The organism is Methanoculleus chikugoensis (assembly GCF_019669965.1).
GTDB classification, from domain to species: Archaea; Halobacteriota; Methanomicrobia; order Methanomicrobiales; family Methanoculleaceae; genus Methanoculleus; species Methanoculleus chikugoensis.
This window is the reverse complement of the sequence record NZ_AP019781.1, coordinates 724,090-741,341: the sequence shown is the minus strand read 5'-3', so window position 1 is coordinate 741,341 and position 17,252 is coordinate 724,090. Positions and strand designations below refer to the sequence as shown.

General features: G+C 64.6%; 17 protein-coding genes. 6 read left to right on the top strand and 11 right to left on the bottom strand.

Annotated features, from left to right (window positions below; translation table 11 throughout):
- Positions 1 to 155: 155 nt before the first annotated feature.
- From MchiMG62_RS03910 to fhcD, 11 genes are all read right to left on the bottom strand, one after another.
- Positions 156 to 1,004: a deoxyribonuclease IV gene (locus MchiMG62_RS03910; protein ID WP_221057971.1), complete on the bottom strand. Its 849-nt coding sequence runs from the start codon at positions 1,002 to 1,004 to the stop codon at positions 156 to 158.
- A 26-nt stretch (positions 1,005 to 1,030) separates the two neighbouring features.
- Positions 1,031 to 1,999, bottom strand: a complete 969-nt coding sequence (locus MchiMG62_RS03905; RefSeq protein ID WP_221057970.1) for an isocitrate/isopropylmalate dehydrogenase family protein — start codon at positions 1,997 to 1,999, stop codon at positions 1,031 to 1,033.
- A complete protein-coding gene (locus MchiMG62_RS03900) occupies positions 1,977 to 2,798 on the bottom strand; it encodes a DUF7714 family protein (protein ID WP_221057969.1) in 822 nt (273 codons plus the stop codon). The genes MchiMG62_RS03905 and MchiMG62_RS03900 overlap by 23 nt, the downstream gene beginning before the upstream one ends.
- Entirely contained in the window at positions 2,795 to 3,265 is a 471-nt protein-coding gene (locus tag MchiMG62_RS03895) for a LeuD/DmdB family oxidoreductase small subunit (protein ID WP_221058624.1), read from the bottom strand. Before MchiMG62_RS03895 ends, MchiMG62_RS03900 begins: the two co-directional genes overlap by 4 nt.
- Positions 3,265 to 4,476 (bottom strand): aconitase/3-isopropylmalate dehydratase large subunit family protein, encoded by a 1,212-nt coding sequence (locus MchiMG62_RS03890; RefSeq protein WP_221057968.1) that lies wholly within the window; start codon positions 4,474 to 4,476, stop codon positions 3,265 to 3,267. Before MchiMG62_RS03890 ends, MchiMG62_RS03895 begins: the two co-directional genes overlap by 1 nt.
- A complete protein-coding gene (locus MchiMG62_RS03885) occupies positions 4,473 to 5,603 on the bottom strand; it encodes a homocitrate synthase family protein (RefSeq protein ID WP_221057967.1) in 1,131 nt (376 codons plus the stop codon). Before MchiMG62_RS03885 ends, MchiMG62_RS03890 begins: the two co-directional genes overlap by 4 nt.
- Positions 5,575 to 6,831 carry a thiamine pyrophosphate-dependent enzyme gene (locus tag MchiMG62_RS03880; protein ID WP_221057966.1) on the bottom strand — a complete coding sequence of 419 codons (1,257 nt, stop codon included), beginning with the start codon at positions 6,829 to 6,831 and terminating at the stop codon, positions 5,575 to 5,577. The genes MchiMG62_RS03885 and MchiMG62_RS03880 overlap by 29 nt, the downstream gene beginning before the upstream one ends.
- A complete protein-coding gene (locus MchiMG62_RS03875; RefSeq protein WP_221057965.1) occupies positions 6,828 to 7,817 on the bottom strand; it encodes a radical SAM protein in 990 nt (329 codons plus the stop codon). The genes MchiMG62_RS03880 and MchiMG62_RS03875 overlap by 4 nt, the downstream gene beginning before the upstream one ends.
- Complete coding sequence (gene mmp11, locus MchiMG62_RS03870) at positions 7,799 to 8,692, bottom strand: methanogenesis marker protein 11 (RefSeq protein WP_221057964.1); 894 nt, start codon at positions 8,690 to 8,692, stop codon at positions 7,799 to 7,801. Before mmp11 ends, MchiMG62_RS03875 begins: the two co-directional genes overlap by 19 nt.
- Positions 8,676 to 9,632 (bottom strand): tRNA(Ile)(2)-agmatinylcytidine synthase, encoded by a 957-nt coding sequence (locus tag MchiMG62_RS03865; protein WP_221057963.1) that lies wholly within the window; start codon positions 9,630 to 9,632, stop codon positions 8,676 to 8,678. The genes mmp11 and MchiMG62_RS03865 overlap by 17 nt, the downstream gene beginning before the upstream one ends.
- Before the next feature lie 677 nt (positions 9,633 to 10,309).
- Positions 10,310 to 11,218: a formylmethanofuran--tetrahydromethanopterin N-formyltransferase gene (fhcD, locus tag MchiMG62_RS03860; protein WP_221057962.1), complete on the bottom strand. Its 909-nt coding sequence runs from the start codon at positions 11,216 to 11,218 to the stop codon at positions 10,310 to 10,312.
- A gap of 615 nt (positions 11,219 to 11,833) precedes the next feature.
- On the opposite strand from fhcD, the gene MchiMG62_RS03855 reads away from it, so the two are divergent.
- The 6 genes from MchiMG62_RS03855 to MchiMG62_RS03830 are packed head-to-tail and all read left to right on the top strand — an operon-like array spanning position 11,834 to position 17,246.
- Entirely contained in the window at positions 11,834 to 12,106 is a 273-nt protein-coding gene (locus tag MchiMG62_RS03855; protein ID WP_221057961.1) for a ferredoxin family protein, read from the top strand.
- 15 nt (positions 12,107 to 12,121) lie between these two features.
- Positions 12,122 to 13,291, top strand: a complete 1,170-nt coding sequence (locus MchiMG62_RS03850; protein ID WP_221057960.1) for a 4Fe-4S binding protein — start codon at positions 12,122 to 12,124, stop codon at positions 13,289 to 13,291.
- 10 nt (positions 13,292 to 13,301) lie between these two features.
- The gene (gene hdrC / locus MchiMG62_RS03845) at positions 13,302 to 13,883 is read left to right on the top strand and encodes a CoB--CoM heterodisulfide reductase subunit C (protein ID WP_221057959.1); all 582 of its coding nucleotides are present in this window, start codon (positions 13,302 to 13,304) and stop codon (positions 13,881 to 13,883) included.
- A gap of 4 nt (positions 13,884 to 13,887) precedes the next feature.
- Entirely contained in the window at positions 13,888 to 14,790 is a 903-nt protein-coding gene (gene hdrB / locus MchiMG62_RS03840) for a CoB--CoM heterodisulfide reductase subunit B (RefSeq protein WP_221057958.1), read from the top strand.
- Positions 14,791 to 14,801: 11 nt separating this feature from the next.
- Positions 14,802 to 16,820, top strand: coding sequence for a CoB--CoM heterodisulfide reductase iron-sulfur subunit A family protein (locus tag MchiMG62_RS03835; RefSeq protein ID WP_221057957.1), 2,019 nt, complete (start codon positions 14,802 to 14,804; stop codon positions 16,818 to 16,820).
- The gene (locus MchiMG62_RS03830) at positions 16,821 to 17,246 is read left to right on the top strand and encodes a hydrogenase iron-sulfur subunit (RefSeq protein ID WP_221057956.1); all 426 of its coding nucleotides are present in this window, start codon (positions 16,821 to 16,823) and stop codon (positions 17,244 to 17,246) included. It begins immediately after the preceding gene.
- Positions 17,247 to 17,252: the final 6 nt, after the last annotated feature.

Sequence of the window (17,252 nt, the reverse complement as noted above, 5' to 3'; positions counted from 1 at the left end):
AGGATAGAATTAGCAATATAAATATATTGCCATAAAATAGAATGGGCTGAGAAAAAATATCCGATTATTATAATAATTATGTAATATTTGCTGCCCGGGGGGCCTGCGCAGGATAACCGGCAGCACGATCCCACCGGAGCGACGTCCCGGGGCGCTCAGGCTCCCGCAAGTTCACGGACCTTCGCGATATTCCCGGTATCGTCCCGCTGCCCGTCAACCGGCGTCTCGCAGATGAGGGGGAGGCGGCGGACGGCCGGGTGACGGAGGATATGCCGGAAGCCCTCCTCGCCGATCGTCCCGAGCCCGATGTGCTCGTGCCGGTCAAGCCCGCTCCCGAGATCCCCTTTGCAGTCGTTGAGGTGGATGATCCGGAGATGGGATAGACCGATCCGGTCGTCGAACTCATCCATGACCGCATCGACCCCTTCGGCCGTCCGGAGGTCGTAGCCGGCGGCGAACGCATGGCAGGTATCGAAACAGATCCCGACTCTCCCTTCTGCGTCGATCCCCTCCATAATCCGGGAGAGATCGTCGACGGTCGTTCCCACGCTGTTCTTCTCCCCGGCGGTGTTCTCGAGGAGGAGCATCACGCCGGCATCCCCGGCATCCGCAAACGCCCGGTTTAGGGCAGCAACGACCCGCTCCTGCCCCGCCGCCGTCCCGGCACCGCGATGGTGCCCGAGGTGGGTCACGAGATAAGGTATCCCGAGGAGAGCGCACCGCCGGAGCTCCCCGGCAAGCGACGCGACCGATTTTTCGTAGATCTCGGCATCGGGCGAGGCCGGGTTCGGGAGGTAGGGCATGTGGTCGACGACGGGCCCGATCCCCGCCGCACTCACCGCCGCCCTGAAGGCCTCCACCACGCCGGGGTCGAGGTCCTTTGCCTTCCAGCCCCGGGGGTTCCTTGAGAAGATCTGAAACGTATTGCAGCCCGCATCAAGAGCCCGCCCGACCGCAAGGTCGATCGAGCCTGCGATAGAGACGTGGCATCCCACCAGCACCATACCGTAATCTCTCGACCCCAAATCGCTTAGGCCTTCCCCCGCCCGACCTCGCGGAGCACCGCCGCCCCGAACTCCCGGGTGCCGGCGACCCCGCCGAGGTCGGGTGTCCGGATGCCTGCACGGAGCACCCGGTCGACGGCCTCCTCGACAACCGCCGCGGATGCGGGATCGCCGAGGTGTTCGAGCAGCATCGCAGCGCTTTGAATGGCCGCGACGGGGTTTGCGACGTTTTTGCCCGCGATGTCGGGAGCGCTCCCGTGGACGGGCTCGAAGAGGGCATGCCGTTCTCCGATGTTCGCGCTCGGGAGCATTCCGAGCCCCCCCACCAGGTAGGCGGCGGCGTCGGAGAGGATGTCGCCGAAGATGTTGGTCGTCACGATCACGTCGTACCGGTCGGGGTGCATCAGGAGGTCGAGGCAGAGCGCGTCGATGTAACTCGTCCGGCAGGAAACCCCCGCCCGGGCGGCCTCCGCGGTGCAGACCTCGACGAAGAGGCAGTCCGACTTCAGCACGTTCGCCTTGTTCCCCACGGTGAGGTGGCGGCGGGACTTCGCGAGGGGGCAGGCGTAGCGGGCGATCCGCTCGCTCCCCCGGCGGGAGACGACCCGGACGGTGCAGGCACGATCGGGTTCCGTCCACTCGATGCCTGAGTAGAGCCCTTCGGTGTTCTCCCGCACGATGACGACGTCGACCCCCTCGCCCCGGATCGGGCGGACGTTCGCGTAGAGGTCGAGAGCATGGCGGATCTGCAAGAGAACGCTCCGGTAGCCGGGGTCGGGCGGCGTCGTGACCGCACCGAAGAGGATGGCGTCGGCCGACCGGAGGTCGGCGATCGTCTCCTCGCCGCAGGCGCTCCCGGTCCGCTCCCACCGGCCGTATCCCACCTCGACGTCAAAGAACTCGATATCCGGGCGCACGGCCGCGAGGATATCGCGGGCGACCGGGACGACCTCGCGCCCGATGCCGTCGCCCTCAACGACCGCTACCTTCACCATTCTGCTTCCTCCACGCGGTTGCGACCTCTCTCGCCGCCGTCGCAATCTCCCACGACGACGCTCCCCAGTGAACCACTGCGCCAAAGAGGCCGTTCCAGAGGCCGAGACCGGCCCGCTCGCTCCGGCAGCACCGCGCGATGAACGGTTCGGCCGCAACCTTCTCAAGCGGGCAGATGGTCTCCACGGCGACCTCTTCGCCGTAGCACTCCCGCAGGAGTTCCCGTGCCGTCAGGCACCCCGCCACGCGGTCGCCGGGCCGGAGCGGGTCGGCGTCGACGGTGCGGGGGAACCCGGCCGCCCGGCAGGGGTAGACGTCGGCTTTGATCTCGCGGATGTCCCGGACGTGGTGCTCGAAGACGACCTCAAGATCGCCGAAGAGCCCGGTTCTCTCGAGGTCGCCGAGCGTTGCCGAGAGATGGGGGCGGGGCGGGGTGATGTCGTAGACGTGGACGCGGAGGAAGGCCGAGATCTCCGGGTCGAGCACGAACGTGGTCTGTTCGCCGTGGCCACAGAACACGGTGCACCGGTACCCGGACCGCATCGCCTCCTGCACTAAGAATGTTCGATCCTGAACGTTCACGCGTTCCGGGTAGCGGTAGACATCGTCGCCGGAGGCGAGCACCCGGGCCGAGAGGACGTCGCGCATCAGGCCGGTTCCGTTCGGGTCGGTCTCCACCTCAAGCACCTCGGTGCCGTCGCCGGCCTCCCGGACGAGGTAGCGCGAGAGGAAGTAGGCCCGCTTCCCGCACGGTGTGCCGTTCGCGGACCCGACAAACTTGCAGTGGGGCGGAAAAATCATCGGCACGACCTCCAGTAGGAAACCAGCCCTCCGGCCCGGAGGATGGCGACCATCTTCTCCGAGAGCGGGCGGGCGGGATACCGCATCCCGTCCACCTCCACCCACCCGCTATCGAGGTCGAAGGCGACGCGGGCACCGTCGGTGCAGGCGACGGAGGCCTCGATGACCGGCAGGCCGACATTGACGGCGTTCCTGAAGAAGATGCGGGCGAACGATTCCGCGACGACCGCGACCACCCCGGCCTCGCGGAGGGCGACCACCGCCTGCTCGCGGGACGACCCGCAGCCCATGTTCCTCCCGGCGACGATGACCGATCCGCGGATGCGGCCGGCGAGCGTCGGGTCGAGGTCCTCGAAGACGTGCTCCGCCCAGACCGAGCGGTCCTTCGTCCGGAGGTAGCGGCCGGCGATGATGAGGTCGGTGTCGATGTCGCGCCCGAGACAGACCGCCGGCCCGGCACCCTGCATCACGCCACCTCCGGTACGGTAATTACACCGGTAATCGCGCTCGCTGCGGCGGTTGCGGCCGACGAGAGGTAGATCTCGCCGCCCACGCCCATCCGGTTCTTGAAGTTCCGGTTGGCGGTGGAGAGGCAGACCTCCCCCTCCCCGAGCACCCCGGCATGCGCCCCGAGGCACGGCCCGCACCCCGGCGATCCGACGATGCAGCCCGCATCCACGATATCGGCGAGGACACCGGTGGCGATTGCCCGGGCAAGCACCGCCCGCGAGGCGGGGAAGACTAGGGTGCGGACGGCCACCTTCTTCCCCCGGACGATCCGGGCGAACCGGGCGAGATCCTCGTAGCGGCCGTTCGTGCAGGTCCCGACGAAGACCTGGTCGAGGTGCGTGCCCGCGACCTCCTCCGCCTCGCAGACGGTATCCACCCGGTGCGGAACCGCGACGAGCGGCACGATGTCGTCGAGATCGATCGCGACCGTCCGTTCGTAGCGGCAGTCCTCCGGCACCTGGGGCGATGCCGTAACCCCGTGGTCCGCAAGATAGCGGACGGTGGCCGCGTCGGCGTAGAACATCCCCGTCTTCGCCCCCGTCTCGACCGCCATGTTCGAGAGGGTCAGCCGCCCGTCCATGGAGATCCCTGCCGCCCCGTCGCCCACGAACTCCAGCGCCCGGTAGGTCGCCCCTTCCATCCCGAGGTCTGCGACGTAGGCGAGGGCGACGTCCTTTGGCTCCGCAGGACCGGAGAGCCGCCCTGTGAGATTGACCGCGATCGTCTCCGGGACGCGGAACCACGTCTCCCCCGAGGCCCAGATCGCCGCCATATCGGTCGCTCCCACCCCGGTGGCGAACGCGCCGAAGGCACCGAGGGTGCAGGAATGGGAGTCGGCGCCGACGACGATCGTGCCGGGCCGGACGACCCCTTCGCTCATCACCTGGTGGCAGATCCCCCCTCCGGCATCCGAGAGCGCGATCCCCGAGGCCCGGGCATACTCCCTGAGTTCGGCCTGGAGCGTCGCCGTCGTCCCGGTGTTCGCCGGGACGATGTGGTCGAAGACCAGGCGCAGGCGGTCGGGGTGCGGGAGGTGCTCCACCCCCATCTCCCGGAGCGCTTCGCGGGTGAGAACGCCGGTCCCGTCGTGGGCGAAGGCGATATCGACCTCGCGGTCGACGTACCTCCCCGCCGGCGCGCCGAGGATCCGCTCGGAGAGCGTGCTCACTGGACGATCCCCTCCTTTGCCGCCCGCAGGAGACTGCAGAGCACCTCGCGGGTGACGCTGCACTTCCCTTCGCTCTTCTGTTTGACCTGTTCGAGCACCCACCGCGCCTCGTCGTCGGAGAGGTCGAACCCGTAAGCCTTCGCGACGTGCTCGAGCGCCCGCCTCCCCGTATGCTTCCCGAGGACGAAACGCCGCTCGCCGCCCACCAGTTCCGGCGGGACATACTCGTAGGTCGAGGGGTCGCAGAGGATGGCGGCGATATGGATCCCGCTCTCGTGGGCGAAGGCGTTCTCGCCGACGATCGGCCGGGTGCGTTCGGGAAAGACGCCTGAAGCCCGGGCGACCAGCCGCGAGATCTCCTGCAGGCGGGTGAGGTCGTAACGGTCGACCCCGCCCTTCATCCGCAGGGCGACGAGCACCTGTTCGAGCGCTGCGTTCCCTGCACGCTCCCCGATGCCGTTGACGGTGGTGTGGAGCTGGAACGCCCCCGCAGCCGCGGCCGTGACGGTGTTTGCCGCCGCAAGCCCGAGGTCGTTGTGGCAGTGGATGCAGAGCTGGTGGGGAGCCCCTTCAAGGATCTCCGAGACGACCGCGTGGGTCTCAAGCGGCGTGAGGCAGCCGACGGTATCGGCAAAACTGACGTAGTTCGCGCCGTGCTCCACGCCCCGGTTGTACATCTCGATGAGGAACGCGGGGTCCGTCCGTGAGGCGTCCTCGGCGGCGAACCGCACCTGGACGCCGTGGTCGGCGGCGAACTCCACCATATCGAGGGCGCCGTCGAGCACCTCCTCGCGGGGTTTATGGTACTTGTGCCGGATGTGGAGGTCGGAGGTCGCGAAGAATATGCTGACCATATCCACGTCGCAGTCGAGCGCCGCCTCGATATCGGGCTTGAGCGCACGGGCGAGGCAACAGACCCGGGCGGAGAGGCCGCTTCCGGCGATGGCCGCTACACATTCCTTCTCCGCTGCAGAGACCACGGGAAACCCGGCCTCGATCACCTCCACGCCAATCTCGTCGAGCGCGTGCGCGATCGTCATCTTCTCATCACGGGTGAACGAGACGCCGGGAGTCTGCTCCCCGTCTCGCAGCGTTACGTCACAGATCTCGATATGCCAGGGTTTCATGGGTCTCACCTTCAGGGCAGATGCCTTCGATCACAACCGTCCTGGGGCCATCCAGGGGCGGGACGAGCGCCCGGCAAAGCGCCGCGGTGTCGTCTGCGGCGCAGACGACCGGGTCCGCCCAGGCGATGTAGCGAAGGATCTCGGGGACAGGGTGACCGCCGGTCATCCCCATCCGGTTGTTCGCAAAGACGATGCAGAGGAGCGGGAGTTTGCGCTCGTAGACGTCGATGAGGGCGTTCAGGCCCGAGTGCAGAAGCGCGTAGTCGCCGATGAGCGCGACGCCCGGACCGGTCGCCGCCACGGCGACCGACGAGCCGAGGCCATAGGTGGCGATGCCGATGCGGTACGGCGGGTTCATCGCGAGGATGGCGCACCCGGCGTCGCAGGCCGCCCGTAGGCCGCGTTCGCGGAGGAGGGCGAGCGCCGGATGGAACGGGCAGTTCCGGCAGAACATCCGCGAGTAGCCCCGGGTGGAGAACCGCTCCGGCTCCCCGCCGGGTTCGGGTGGGGCGAGCAGGCGGTGCTCCCCGAGGAAGGGGCGGCCGGTCTCATGGAGCGAGGCGAGCATCTCCGGGGCGGCCGGGGGCGGGTAGACGGTGACGATGCGGCCCTCTCTCCCGGAGAGCCGGTTGAGCGGCGATGACCGCGACCAGGCAAACATCGCGGCGGTTCGCAGGTCAGCGGCATGCGCCCGTCCGGCCATCGTGAGATCCGGGTCGGCGAGGCATCCCTCCCGGTCGCTCCGGTCAACGGGGGCGTCCGGCACATCCGCATCCAGGCGGTCGGGCGTCACCCTGACGATCGCGATGCGCGAGAACTCCTCCGAGGCCTCGAACGCCGCCTCAATGGCAGGGGCGAGCGTCTCGCCGTCCGGTTCCAGCACCGGAACCCGGGCCACCTCGCCGTAGTAGCGGGAGTCCTGCACGACGTCTGAAGCCGCTGCGCGGAGATCGTCGCCGACGACCACCACGACGCCCGACCGGAGACCCTGGGCGGTGGCGTGAACGAGCGGGTCGGCACAGGCGTTGAGGCCGACGTGCTTGACGATCACGGCCGCCCTCCGCCCGGAGAGGGAGTCGCCGAGGGCGTACTCGAGCGCCGTCTTTTCGTTGACGGTGTTCGAGGCCCCCGCCAGGGCGGCAACCTCCGATACCGGGTAGCCGGGGACGGCGTAGCAGCGGTCAGCCGACTGCCGGATCGCCCGGGCGAGCGCTTCCGAGCCCTTCATCCGTCCCTCCCGGGCGTAAGATCGCACCCGGTGCATGCCGCACACATCGTCAGCGCCCGGCAGGGGTCGAGCCCGGCCCGGTGAAGGATCCTCCCCTGAATCTCGAAGAGCGCGAGCAGCCGTTCGGCGGCGGGGCGAGGGCGGTCGGCGAGAGCAGCCGCCGGGGTGAGCGGGCGGAGAACCGGGATAACGCCGATGGCGGCGAGGTCTTCCATCACCCGCTCCAGGTCGTCGTCGGTCTCCCCGAGGCCGACGATGACGTTCGAGTAGACCCTCCCGCGCCCGAAGAGCGCGACGGAAGCCGAGAGCGACTCCCGGATCCCTTCCCACGAGAGGCCGGGGCACATCTTGCGGAAGAGTTCGGGGGTCGCCGCCTCGATGTTGAACTTCACCTCTGCGACGCCGAGGGCGTGGAGCCGGGCGGGGGTCTCGGGCCCGGGGTAGATCGAGACCCCGATGGGAAGACCGAACGAGCGGAGCGCCGAGACGACCTCGAGGACGTATGCCTCCTCCTCCTTGATCGAGGAGGCGACGCCGCTTGTGATCGAGATGCCGTCGACCCGATCGGCGACGCTCTCGACCATCCGGACGATCTCGTCGACTCCTTTCCGCCGGCCGGGGAGGTCCGGCACCGGGCAGTAGCGGCACCGGAAGATGCAGGTCCCGCTGACGGTGATGTAGGCCTGCCGGGGACAGTGGAGGGCGGCGGGTTCGAGCCGGCCGGCGACGACTTCGCCGTCGACGAGGAGGTCGGCCGCGCCGCCACCCCGGTGAACGATCTCGATGGGGCTGTCATCATCGATGCCGGCCCGGAGACGCCGGCCGCCGCCGGAAGGCCGGCTGCCGCCGGGAGAGAAGAAGAGAGAGCCGGGCGTGCCAGCCGAGGGGCCGGCGGCGGAGCGGGATACGTATTCGTCTGAAGGCTCGCCGGAGAGGCGAACGGAGCCTGTCTCAAGCACCCGGGCTTTCAGCCGAATCCATTCCATAGCGCCAGCGCCTCCTCGTATCGTGTGAAGAACGGGATCGCCGCAACCGCACCGATCACGCCCCGGCCGTCCATGACGATCGCGAGTCGCGAGTCATCGAGGGCGGCAAGGTCGGCCGCGGAGACCTCGCCGCGCTTCACGCGGCAGCCGAACTCTTCGAGCGGCGAGGGATCGAACCCCCGCCAGACCGCCATCCCGGTCTCGTCCGAGAGGGTGTACTCTTCGAGGAGATCCCGATAGTTCCTGATCAGCCCGGCAGGGTCTGAAGTTGCGAACTCGCAGGCGATGGCGACGCAGTTCTTGGTCCGGTAGGGAACAGGATAGAGCTGAACGATGGTATGGGAGAGGTAGCGCGACCGGTCGTCCTCGACGGCACGGGCGATGTTGTGCGCGAGCGTCCAGGTGGCACCCTCTTCGGGGGTGTCGGTGTCGTCGATCCCGACGATCACCCGCTCAAGCCGGGGAAGCCAGACGGTTGAGCCCGCGAGCCGCCCTCCGCCGGCAGGGTCGCTTACGCAGCGGATGACGCCGCGAGCGCCGGCACGGCAGACCGACGCCCCCACGCCCCCGCCGCCGAGACCACGGTAGGTGACGGCGATCTCGTCTCCTTCGACAATGACGGCGGCGATCCCCGCCGGAAAGACCGAGCCTTCGAGCGCGAGGTCGGCGCTCCCGGTAGCAAGAAGGTAGCGGTTGGTCGACCCCACCGTCCGGACGGAGCGGACGAGCGGGCTCTGCGCGTAGTGCCGCTTGACCCACATCGCGCCGCCGGTGCAGTCGAAGAACTCGACAAGTTCCACCTGCCCGCCGCTCTCGTCGGCCACCGCCACGATCTGCGGATACCGTATCGTATACGGATCAGAGAGTCTCTCCATACAACCCTGCCGCCTCCACACCCTTGTTCCCCCAGAGAACGGCACCCAGCGCTCCGATTCTGCCCTTCCGCCCGGTCGAGTCGATGAACCGGACGCCCATCCGTGCCGCCTCCGCCTCCGCGTCGTCGACCGTCAGGAGCTCGGTCTTGACCCTCTTCAGGTACGGCGATTCCCCGGCAAACGCAATCCCGCGGTAGACGGCGATGCCGGTATCGTTGCTGACCGCTCCCGACTCGACGAAGTCGCGGACGTATTCGAGGAGTTCGTCCACCTTCCCCGGCCGGACGGCGAAGTTCAGGGCGGAGCCGACGCAGTTGGTGGTCTTCTTCGGAACCGCCGGGTTCAACTGCACGAGACGCATGTCCAGGTACTCGACCCCCGGGATCGTGCAGGCTTCGGCGCACTTGAGCGCGAGCACCCACGTGGCGCCCTCCTCGCGGGTGTCGGTGTCATCGATCCCGATCGTCACCTTCTCGTAGAGCGGCGAGACGATCCGCACCCGGCAGACCCGGGCACCGCCGATCTTGAGATCGTCTTCGGTGGGATACTCCGCCCGGATCACGCCCGGCGCCTGGGGCAGGCAGGCGGCGACGCCGACGCCTGCTCCGGCGATCCCCGACCAGGTCGTCACCACCTCGTCTCCGACGACCTCGACCCCTTCGAGCGCCTGGCCGCCGATCTCCCGGCCGGCAGCCCCGAACTTCGCGGGGGATACGCCCAGGCGGGCAAGCATTGTCATCGTCGTGCCCTCGACGTGGCAGGACTCGACCGCGCCCTTTGCCCGCACCCGGTTCGCCGCATCCCACTCGATGGTCCCCCGGGCCCGGCAATGCTCGCGGATCTCCGCGAGACCGGCGTTCTGGTCGACCATGGTGAGGAACTTCATCGAGAACAACCGCCCGAACCGGGCCCTGACGTCATCGGGTGTGAGCGTAATCATGATGTCACCGAAATTATCGTTAACAAGAATGTCGTTGATAACGATATTTAAGGGGATCGATCGGGCAGGGTGAGGCGGCGGAGATCGGGCTGCGGCGGGGTGGCGAGAGGGGAAAGGGGTTATTCCACGCGGGTGAGCGACCCCGGGGTGTGGGGTGGTTGAGAGGTATGTGAGGGCCGGTTCATTAGCAGGAATCGATGGGTGACGGGGAGTGCGATGTTCCGTAGGAACTGAGCTCGAGCACCCGAAGGGTGCGGAGTGCGAGCGCAGCGAGCTTGAGCACCGTTAGGTGCGAGGGGGGTGTAGCCCCCCTCCCCTGTCTCTACCTTGTACGCCGACATCTGTAACCCCCACTCGAATACCTTCGGTCTTCTCAAGCTCCAGACATCCCGTCCGTCGCACCCCACCCGGCCTTCGGCCTCCTCATTCGCACCTGACGGTGCTCGAACTCCTGCTGTTCCGGCAGTCGTTCCCCGCCCCCAGGGGCGGGGGCAGTCATGGCGATAACCGGTGGGAAGCCGCGTCATTGGACAGGGGGAGCATGCAAATTTCGAATCGCTTCAAGAGGGTATCGCTTCGCCATCACACCGGGGACACCATCAATTACCAGGCCCATCGATCCCGCCAACAGCACCAAACAGACGGCCCCCTCAAGAACCGCCACAAAAAAAAGAGATTTAGAGGTAGTCCGCAAGGACGTCCTTCAGGTCGAACTTGAACGGCCCGAGGCTGCCGCCGAAGTTTCCGGCGCTGATGAACTTCACGCCCGGCACCTTGGTCGCCGCCCGGATGCCCTCGGCCATCGCGGTCTTGATCGAGTCCTCGTCGACGCCGTCGATGACGATCTCGTAGATGGCCTTGACGCCCTCGGGAACCTTGCTGCCCTCGACTTTATCCTTCAGCGTCGGGCAGTAGGCCTCGTTCGTGCTTGCGCCCATGAACTTGTACTTCTTGCTCCCGACCTTCGAGCCGCTCGCGACGATACCGCCGGGGAAGGGCGTGATGACACCGCAGACGCCGCTGATGGCGTCGACCGCAGCCTGAGCGGCCATGAGTGCGGCCATCTGGTTCTCGCCCATGATGAAGAAGTTGCCGCCGGCAACACCCTTGACGGCGCCGAACTCCTCCTCGCCGATGTACTCGCCCTCCATGATCGGGATGGCCCAGACCGTCCTGCCGCCGACCTCGCGCTTCTCCTCGTAGCCGTCGCCGAAGAAGTGAAGCTTGACCGGGAGTTTCTCCGGGACCTCGGCGACGACGTCAGAAAGACCGTCGAAGACCGCCGTCGTCGGGGCGGTGAGGATGCACTCGGCGAGGCGCTCCACGACCTGCTCTTTGAGCTTCTTCTTGCTCGCGCAGATCATGATCGCGTAGCCGGGGCGGCCGTCCGGAGTCTCGTCGGGGGAGACGAAGCAGTCGATACCCGCCTCCGCAGGACACCCGATGGTCGAGGTGGCAAACCCTACGGCCTCCACTGCCGCCTTGTACGCCCATTCCTCGGTGACCGCGGTGATGATCGGCCGCGCCACCCAGGTCGGGAACGCCTCTGCATAGGTATCATCTATAGTAACGCCATTCAGTTCCATGGATAGAATACACCTCGTTTGCTACAGTGTCACAATATGGACAGAATAAGGTTTCTTTTTTATCCGGGCGTGCGCAACGGGCCGGCCCCGGGCTTCATGCAACGAGACGGTGTGCAGCACCCGCCGCCCCGGCCGCCTGCCGGCAGGGCCATCCCCGATACGGCACGAGGAGCGCGGGCACAGAACCGTAGTCGCCTTCCGGAGGCAATCTGAGGCTTCCGCACGAAGAGTGAAGAGACGACGGATACAGAAACGGTCACCGCTCAAACCGCGCAAGGTAAAACGGCCCCTCCGGATCAAGCGGACGGCCGGTCCCACCCCTCCGGGCGGCGTTCCTGCACGTCCTCGACGCTACCGGGCCGGATCGACCACCGATTTTCACCAGAAACCCCGATTTGATATTTACGTCTTTTGATCCGACATCATGCCCGAAAGCCCGTATAGCAAAGAGATTTCGAGGAACGGATTGACATAACAACCATTTTAATATATAATATTTGACGGATAATCATAGTTCTGAAATATAAGGCTGCCGGATTTCAGAAAGTTTATGTATATTCTTTGACAATTCTTTTTATATCGATTTTTAATCGATCAGATCTGGTGCGTGATACCATGGCATTTGCATTGCACATCAATATGGAACGATGTACAGGCTGCAACAACTGCGTGGTGGCATGTCCGGTCGACGCTCTCGAGCTCTACACTGAAGATCCAGCAACCAAGGAGAAGATCTACAAGGTCAAAGACGGCAAAGCCGTCATCCTTGACTTCAATTCAGAGCTCTGCGCCGGTTGCGGCGTATGCGTCCAGGCATGCCCCTATGGAGTCATCAAGCTTGCAGGACCGTGGGAGAGCCGGGCCAAGGCCCGAAAAGCGGAAGCCTAGGAGTGATACTGAAATATGGCACTGTTTCCAAAGTATTCAAAAACGCGGGAGGGCCAGAACGTCGTCATGGAGCAGAGGCTCCTGAAGGCGGTCAACAACCTGATCCTGAACGCCGAGACCTGTACGGGCTGCGGCATCTGTGTCGATGCCTGCCCCGAAGAGGCGATCGTGCTCGGACCTGTCGGCGCGACACGCCGCGGGGCCATCGACTACGCCGAACCCGTCGACGTCAACCCCGAGAAGTGTTCGTACTGTGGCGTTTGCGTCATCATGTGCCCCTTCAACGCGATGACACTCAAGATCGACGGCGAGGAACGCCTCCCGATCCTTGAGCAGGAAGGGTTCCCCACCTACGACATGGTCACCGTAATCGACGAAGAGAAGTGCGACCGGTGCACCATCTGTGAGGAAGTCTGCCCGAGAGACGCCATCGACCGCGACGTCCCCGCATTCGAGGGCGGCGACGAAGCCGGCAGACCGCGCCAGACCGCGATCCAGACCAAGACGACGTTCACCGTCGACACCGAGAAGTGCGACGTCTGCGGCATCTGCGGCGAACTCTGTCCGAGCATCACCGTCGCTCGCAAACCCGCGAACCCCGAGACCGGCAAGGTCGAAGGAGATGTCCGGTGGGAGGAGAGCACCTGCGACGGCTGCACGATCTGTGTCGAGGCCTGTCCCCAGGATGCAATCACCCTCGAACGCGAGATCATCGGCACCAGGCTGCCCGGCAAGGTCGAGATCGAGCAGGACAACTGCTGCACCTGCACGTGGTGCGTCCAGTCCTGCCCGGAGGAGGCAATCACCGTCGAGAAGATCTTCGAGGGAGATATCGAGATCAACCCCGAGAAGTGTCCCGGCGGCTGCTCGACCTGTGTCGAGGTCTGCCCCTGCAACGCACTCTACCTGCCGTCCCCTCTCCCAGCAAAGGAGATGAAGGGAGAGATTGAGCCCAACATCGCCATCAACAAGGACTTCTGTATCCTCTGCGGCGCCTGCGTTAACGCCTGTCCGAGCGAGGATGCGATCGTCCTGCGGCGGACGGCCATCCGAATGCAGGATAAAGAAACGGATCTCTTCAAGCAGATCAAGGAAAAACTGCTCGCCCCGAGGACGTCAAAGGTACATGAGACCACCCCCGGAGAGGTCGAGATCAAACACCTGGGAAAACCGGAAGAGGCGTGAGGGATAGTCAATGGCAGTAAAGAAAGACTACAAGGATCAGAAACTCGCTGAGAAACTCCGGGACAGGAAATACTACATTCCTGACAGCAACCCCGAGTTCATCAAGGATGTAGAGAAGATCGGGCAGACGGCCGCCCACATGTGCTACCAGTGCGGCACCTGCACCGGTTCGTGCCCCTCGGCACCCCGGAGTTCGTACCGTATCCGGCTGTTCATGCGCAAGGCAATCCTCGGTCTCGAGGAAGAGGCCCTTACCGACCCGGACCTCTGGCTCTGCACCACCTGTTACAGCTGCACCGACCGGTGCCCCCGCGACCTCGCGCCGACCGACGCAATCATGGCGATGAGGAACCTCGCGTTCAAGCGGGACATCGTTCCACGCAACTTCCTCCAGACCGTCCAGCTGATCTACAAGAGCGGGCACGGCGTCCCGAACAACGACGCGAACCGCGCAGCCAGGAAAAAACTCGGACTCGAGGAGGAGCCTGAGACGACGCACAAGTACCCCGAGTACCTGCCCGGTATCAGGAGGATCCTCGACCACTACAAACTGAAAGAGAATGCAGACAAGATCCTCGCGGAGGGAGAGTGAAACCATGAGCGGAAATAATCACCAGTACGCATTCTTCCTCGGGTGCATCGCCCCGAACCGGTACCCCGGCATCGAGGCTGCGGCCATTCAGACCAGCAAGAACGTCGGCATCGACCTTCTGCCCCTGAAGGGTGCAAGCTGCTGCCCGGCACCGGGTGCATTCGGTTCGATCGACCTGAACGTCTGGTACGCGATGGCGGCCAGAAACGTCGTGCTCGCCGAGCAGATGAAGATGGACATCGCCCTGATCTGCAACGGATGCTACAAGTCGATCTGGGAAGTCAACCACAAACTGAAGCACAACGACGAACTCCGCGACGGAGTCAACGAGGTGCTCAAAGAGATCGACATGGAGTTCAAGGGAACCGTCGACGTCTGGCATCTCGCCGAGCTCTACTACGACCCCAAGATCGTGGGCGTCAAGAGGATTGCAGACAGCGTCAGGCGCCCCCTGACCGGCGCGAAGGTCGCCGTCCACTACGGGTGCCACCTGATGAAGCCGAGCAAGGAGCGGCACTTCGGGAACACCGAGACCCCGATGTGGATAGAAGAACTCGTCGCCGCTCTCGGCGCCGAGCCGGTCCAGTATCGGAACAAGATGCAGTGCTGCGGTGCCGGAGGCGGTGTCCGCGGATACGATATCACGCACGCGCTCGACATCACGAATGAGAAACTGATCAATATGGAAGAAGTCGGTGCCGATGCAGTCACTGATCTCTGTCCGTTCTGTCAGCTCCAGTTCGACCGCGGCCAGATTGAGATCAAGGATAAGTTCGGTGTCGAACACGGCATCCCCGTCCTGCACTACAACGAACTCCTGGGACTCGCTCAGGGCATGAGCCCGGACGAGCTTGCACTCGACCTTCATGCCGTCGATGTTGAGCCGTTCCTGAAGAAGATCCTGTGAGGTGCAAATACATGGCAGAAGTCAAGAATAAAGAGGCAAGGATTGGTGTTTTTCTGTGCCACTGTGGTACCAATATCGCGGGTACCATTGACATCGAGGCAGTAAAGGAATACGCCAAGACAATCCCGAACGTCGTCGTCGCTGACAACTACGCGTATATGTGCTCGACCCCCGGGCAGAACAAGATCGCAGATGCTATCAAGGAGCAGAACCTGACCGGCGTCGTCGTCGCGGCCTGTACGCCCCGTCTGCACGAACCCACGTTCCGTAACGCAACCGCGGCGGGCGGCCTGAACCCCTTCCGGTTCGAGATGGCGAACATCCGCGACCAGAACTCGTGGGTGCACATGCACCAGCCCGAGGAGGCTACCGCCAAGGCAAAGGATGCAGTCAGGATCGCCGTAGCAAAGGCGTCCCTGCTCGAAGACCTCATCCCGAAGAGCGTCCCCGTCGAGAAGACCGCGATGGTCGTCGGCGGCGGTGTCGGCGGCATGCAGGCAGCGCTCGACCTTGCGAACGCAGGGATCAAGACCTACCTCGTCGAGAAGAGCCCGACCATCGGCGGCAGGATGTCCCAGCTCGACAAGACCTTCCCGACGCTGGACTGCTCGCAGTGTATCCTTACCCCGAAGATGGTGGACGTCTACCGGAACGAGAACATCGAACTCCTCACCTACACCGAGGTCGAGGCGGTCGAGGGATACATCGGCAACTTCGATGTGACCCTCCGGAAGAAGGCACGCGGTGTCCTCACCCCGGCAGAGGCGGAAGCCCGCGGCATCGTCGGCGGCGGCTGTACCGGCTGCGGCGACTGTGCCGAAGTCTGTCCGGTCATCAAGCCGAACCCCTTCGAACTCGGCATGGCGCCGAGAAAGGCGATCTATATCTACCACCCGCAGGTCTCCCCGCTGATCTACACCGTCGACTTCGACGCCTGCGTCAAGTGCGGTCTCTGCGTCGAGTCGTGCGGCGAGAAGAAGGCGGTCGACCTCGATGCGAAGGATGAACTCATCACCGTCAAGGTCGGCACCGCCATCCTTGCTCTGGGATACGACATCTACCCCATCGAGAAGAAGTTCGAGTGGGGCTACAAGAACTACGACAACGTCATCACGTCGCTCGAGTTCGAGCGGCTGATCTGTGCGTCCGGACCGACCGGCGGCCACCTTGTCCGCCCGAGCGACGGCGAGACCCCGAAGAAGATCGCGTTCGTCCTCTGTGCAGGCTCCCGTGACAACACCGATACCGGCAAGCCGTACTGCTCGCGGTTCTGCTGCATGTACTCGCTCAAGCACGCTCACCAGATCATTGAGAAGATCCCCGGCGCGGTGCCCTACATCTTCTACATGGACATCCGGTCCTTCGGCAAGATGTACGAGGAGTTCTATTACCGCATCCAGAACGAGGGTGCGAAATTCATCCGCGGCAGGGTGGCAAACATCACCGAAGATCCGGTGACCAAGAACCTTCACGTCAACGCGGAGGATACGCTCCTCGGCCGGCCGATCGACATGGAAGTCGACATGGTCGTGCTCGCGGCAGCCATCCAGCCCTCGGCCGAGACCGAGAAGACCCGCAGGCTCTTCGGTGTCTCCTGCTCGCAGGACGGCTGGCTCCTTGAGGCTCACCCGAAGCTGAACCCGTGCGGAACCACCACGGCCGGTGTCTACCTCGCCGGTGTCTGCCAGGGACCGAAAGATATCCCTGACACGGTCGCCCAGGCTGAGGGTGCGGCATCCGCGGCGTCGATCCCGATTCACCGGGGTGAGGTGGAGCTCGAGCCCTACTTCGCCCAGTGTCTTGAGGACAAGTGCGCCGGATGCGGACTGTGTGTCAACCAGTGCCCCTACCAGGCCCTCTCGCTCGTCGAGAAGGACGGACGCACCGTCATGCAGGTCACCGAGGCCAAGTGCAAGGGTTGCGGCACCTGCGGCGGGTTCTGCCCCGGCGGTGCAATCTGGATGCAGCACTTTGCAACCCCACAGATCGTCGCACAGATCGACGCATTCCTCCTCGGAGGTGAACAGTAAATGGCAGACGAGAACTGGAAACCCAAGATCATCGCCATCATCTGCAACTGGTGTTCCTACGCCGGTGCAGATCTTGCCGGCGGCGCCCGTATTCAGTACCCGCCCGATATCCGTGCCATCCGCGTGATGTGCACGGGTCGGATCGACCCCCTCTTCATCCTGAAGGCATTCCAGGACGGGGCGGACGGCGTGCTGGTCTCCGGGTGTCACTTCGGCGACTGCCACTACCTTGAGGGCAACTACAAGGCAGCCAAGAGGATGTTCCTCTTGAAGAGTGTCCTCAAGAACATCGGTCTTGACGACAAGCGTCTCAGGATGACCTTCGTCTCTGCATCGGAGGGTGCAAAGTGGGGATCGGTCATGACGGACGTCGTCAAGACCATCAACGAGCTCGGCCCAAGCCCGCTCAATGAGTTTGCCAGATAATATAAT

Excerpts from the sequence above, each read along its gene's own strand:
- MchiMG62_RS03895 (WP_221058624.1), bottom strand. The coding sequence starts at position 3,265 with ATGCAGGGTGCCGGGCCGGCGGTCTGTCTCGGGCGCGACATCGACACC.
- MchiMG62_RS03910 (WP_221057971.1), bottom strand. The coding sequence starts at position 1,004 with ATGGTGCTGGTGGGATGCCACGTCTCTATCGCAGGCTCGATCGACCTT.
- MchiMG62_RS03880 (WP_221057966.1), bottom strand. The coding sequence starts at position 6,831 with ATGAAGGGCTCGGAAGCGCTCGCCCGGGCGATCCGGCAGTCGGCTGAC.
- MchiMG62_RS03865 (WP_221057963.1), bottom strand. The coding sequence starts at position 9,632 with ATGATTACGCTCACACCCGATGACGTCAGGGCCCGGTTCGGGCGGTTG.
- hdrB (WP_221057958.1), top strand. The coding sequence starts at position 13,888 with ATGAGCGGAAATAATCACCAGTACGCATTCTTCCTCGGGTGCATCGCC.
- MchiMG62_RS03875 (WP_221057965.1), bottom strand. The coding sequence starts at position 7,817 with ATGGAATGGATTCGGCTGAAAGCCCGGGTGCTTGAGACAGGCTCCGTT.
- MchiMG62_RS03830 (WP_221057956.1), top strand. The coding sequence starts at position 16,821 with ATGGCAGACGAGAACTGGAAACCCAAGATCATCGCCATCATCTGCAAC.
- MchiMG62_RS03850 (WP_221057960.1), top strand. The coding sequence starts at position 12,122 with ATGGCACTGTTTCCAAAGTATTCAAAAACGCGGGAGGGCCAGAACGTC.
- fhcD (WP_221057962.1), bottom strand. The coding sequence starts at position 11,218 with ATGGAACTGAATGGCGTTACTATAGATGATACCTATGCAGAGGCGTTC.
- hdrC (WP_221057959.1), top strand. The coding sequence starts at position 13,302 with ATGGCAGTAAAGAAAGACTACAAGGATCAGAAACTCGCTGAGAAACTC.
- MchiMG62_RS03885 (WP_221057967.1), bottom strand. The coding sequence starts at position 5,603 with ATGAAACCCTGGCATATCGAGATCTGTGACGTAACGCTGCGAGACGGG.
- mmp11 (WP_221057964.1), bottom strand. The coding sequence starts at position 8,692 with ATGGAGAGACTCTCTGATCCGTATACGATACGGTATCCGCAGATCGTG.
- MchiMG62_RS03855 (WP_221057961.1), top strand. The coding sequence starts at position 11,834 with ATGGCATTTGCATTGCACATCAATATGGAACGATGTACAGGCTGCAAC.
- MchiMG62_RS03835 (WP_221057957.1), top strand. The coding sequence starts at position 14,802 with ATGGCAGAAGTCAAGAATAAAGAGGCAAGGATTGGTGTTTTTCTGTGC.
- MchiMG62_RS03900 (WP_221057969.1), bottom strand. The coding sequence starts at position 2,798 with ATGATTTTTCCGCCCCACTGCAAGTTTGTCGGGTCCGCGAACGGCACA.
- MchiMG62_RS03905 (WP_221057970.1), bottom strand. The coding sequence starts at position 1,999 with ATGGTGAAGGTAGCGGTCGTTGAGGGCGACGGCATCGGGCGCGAGGTC.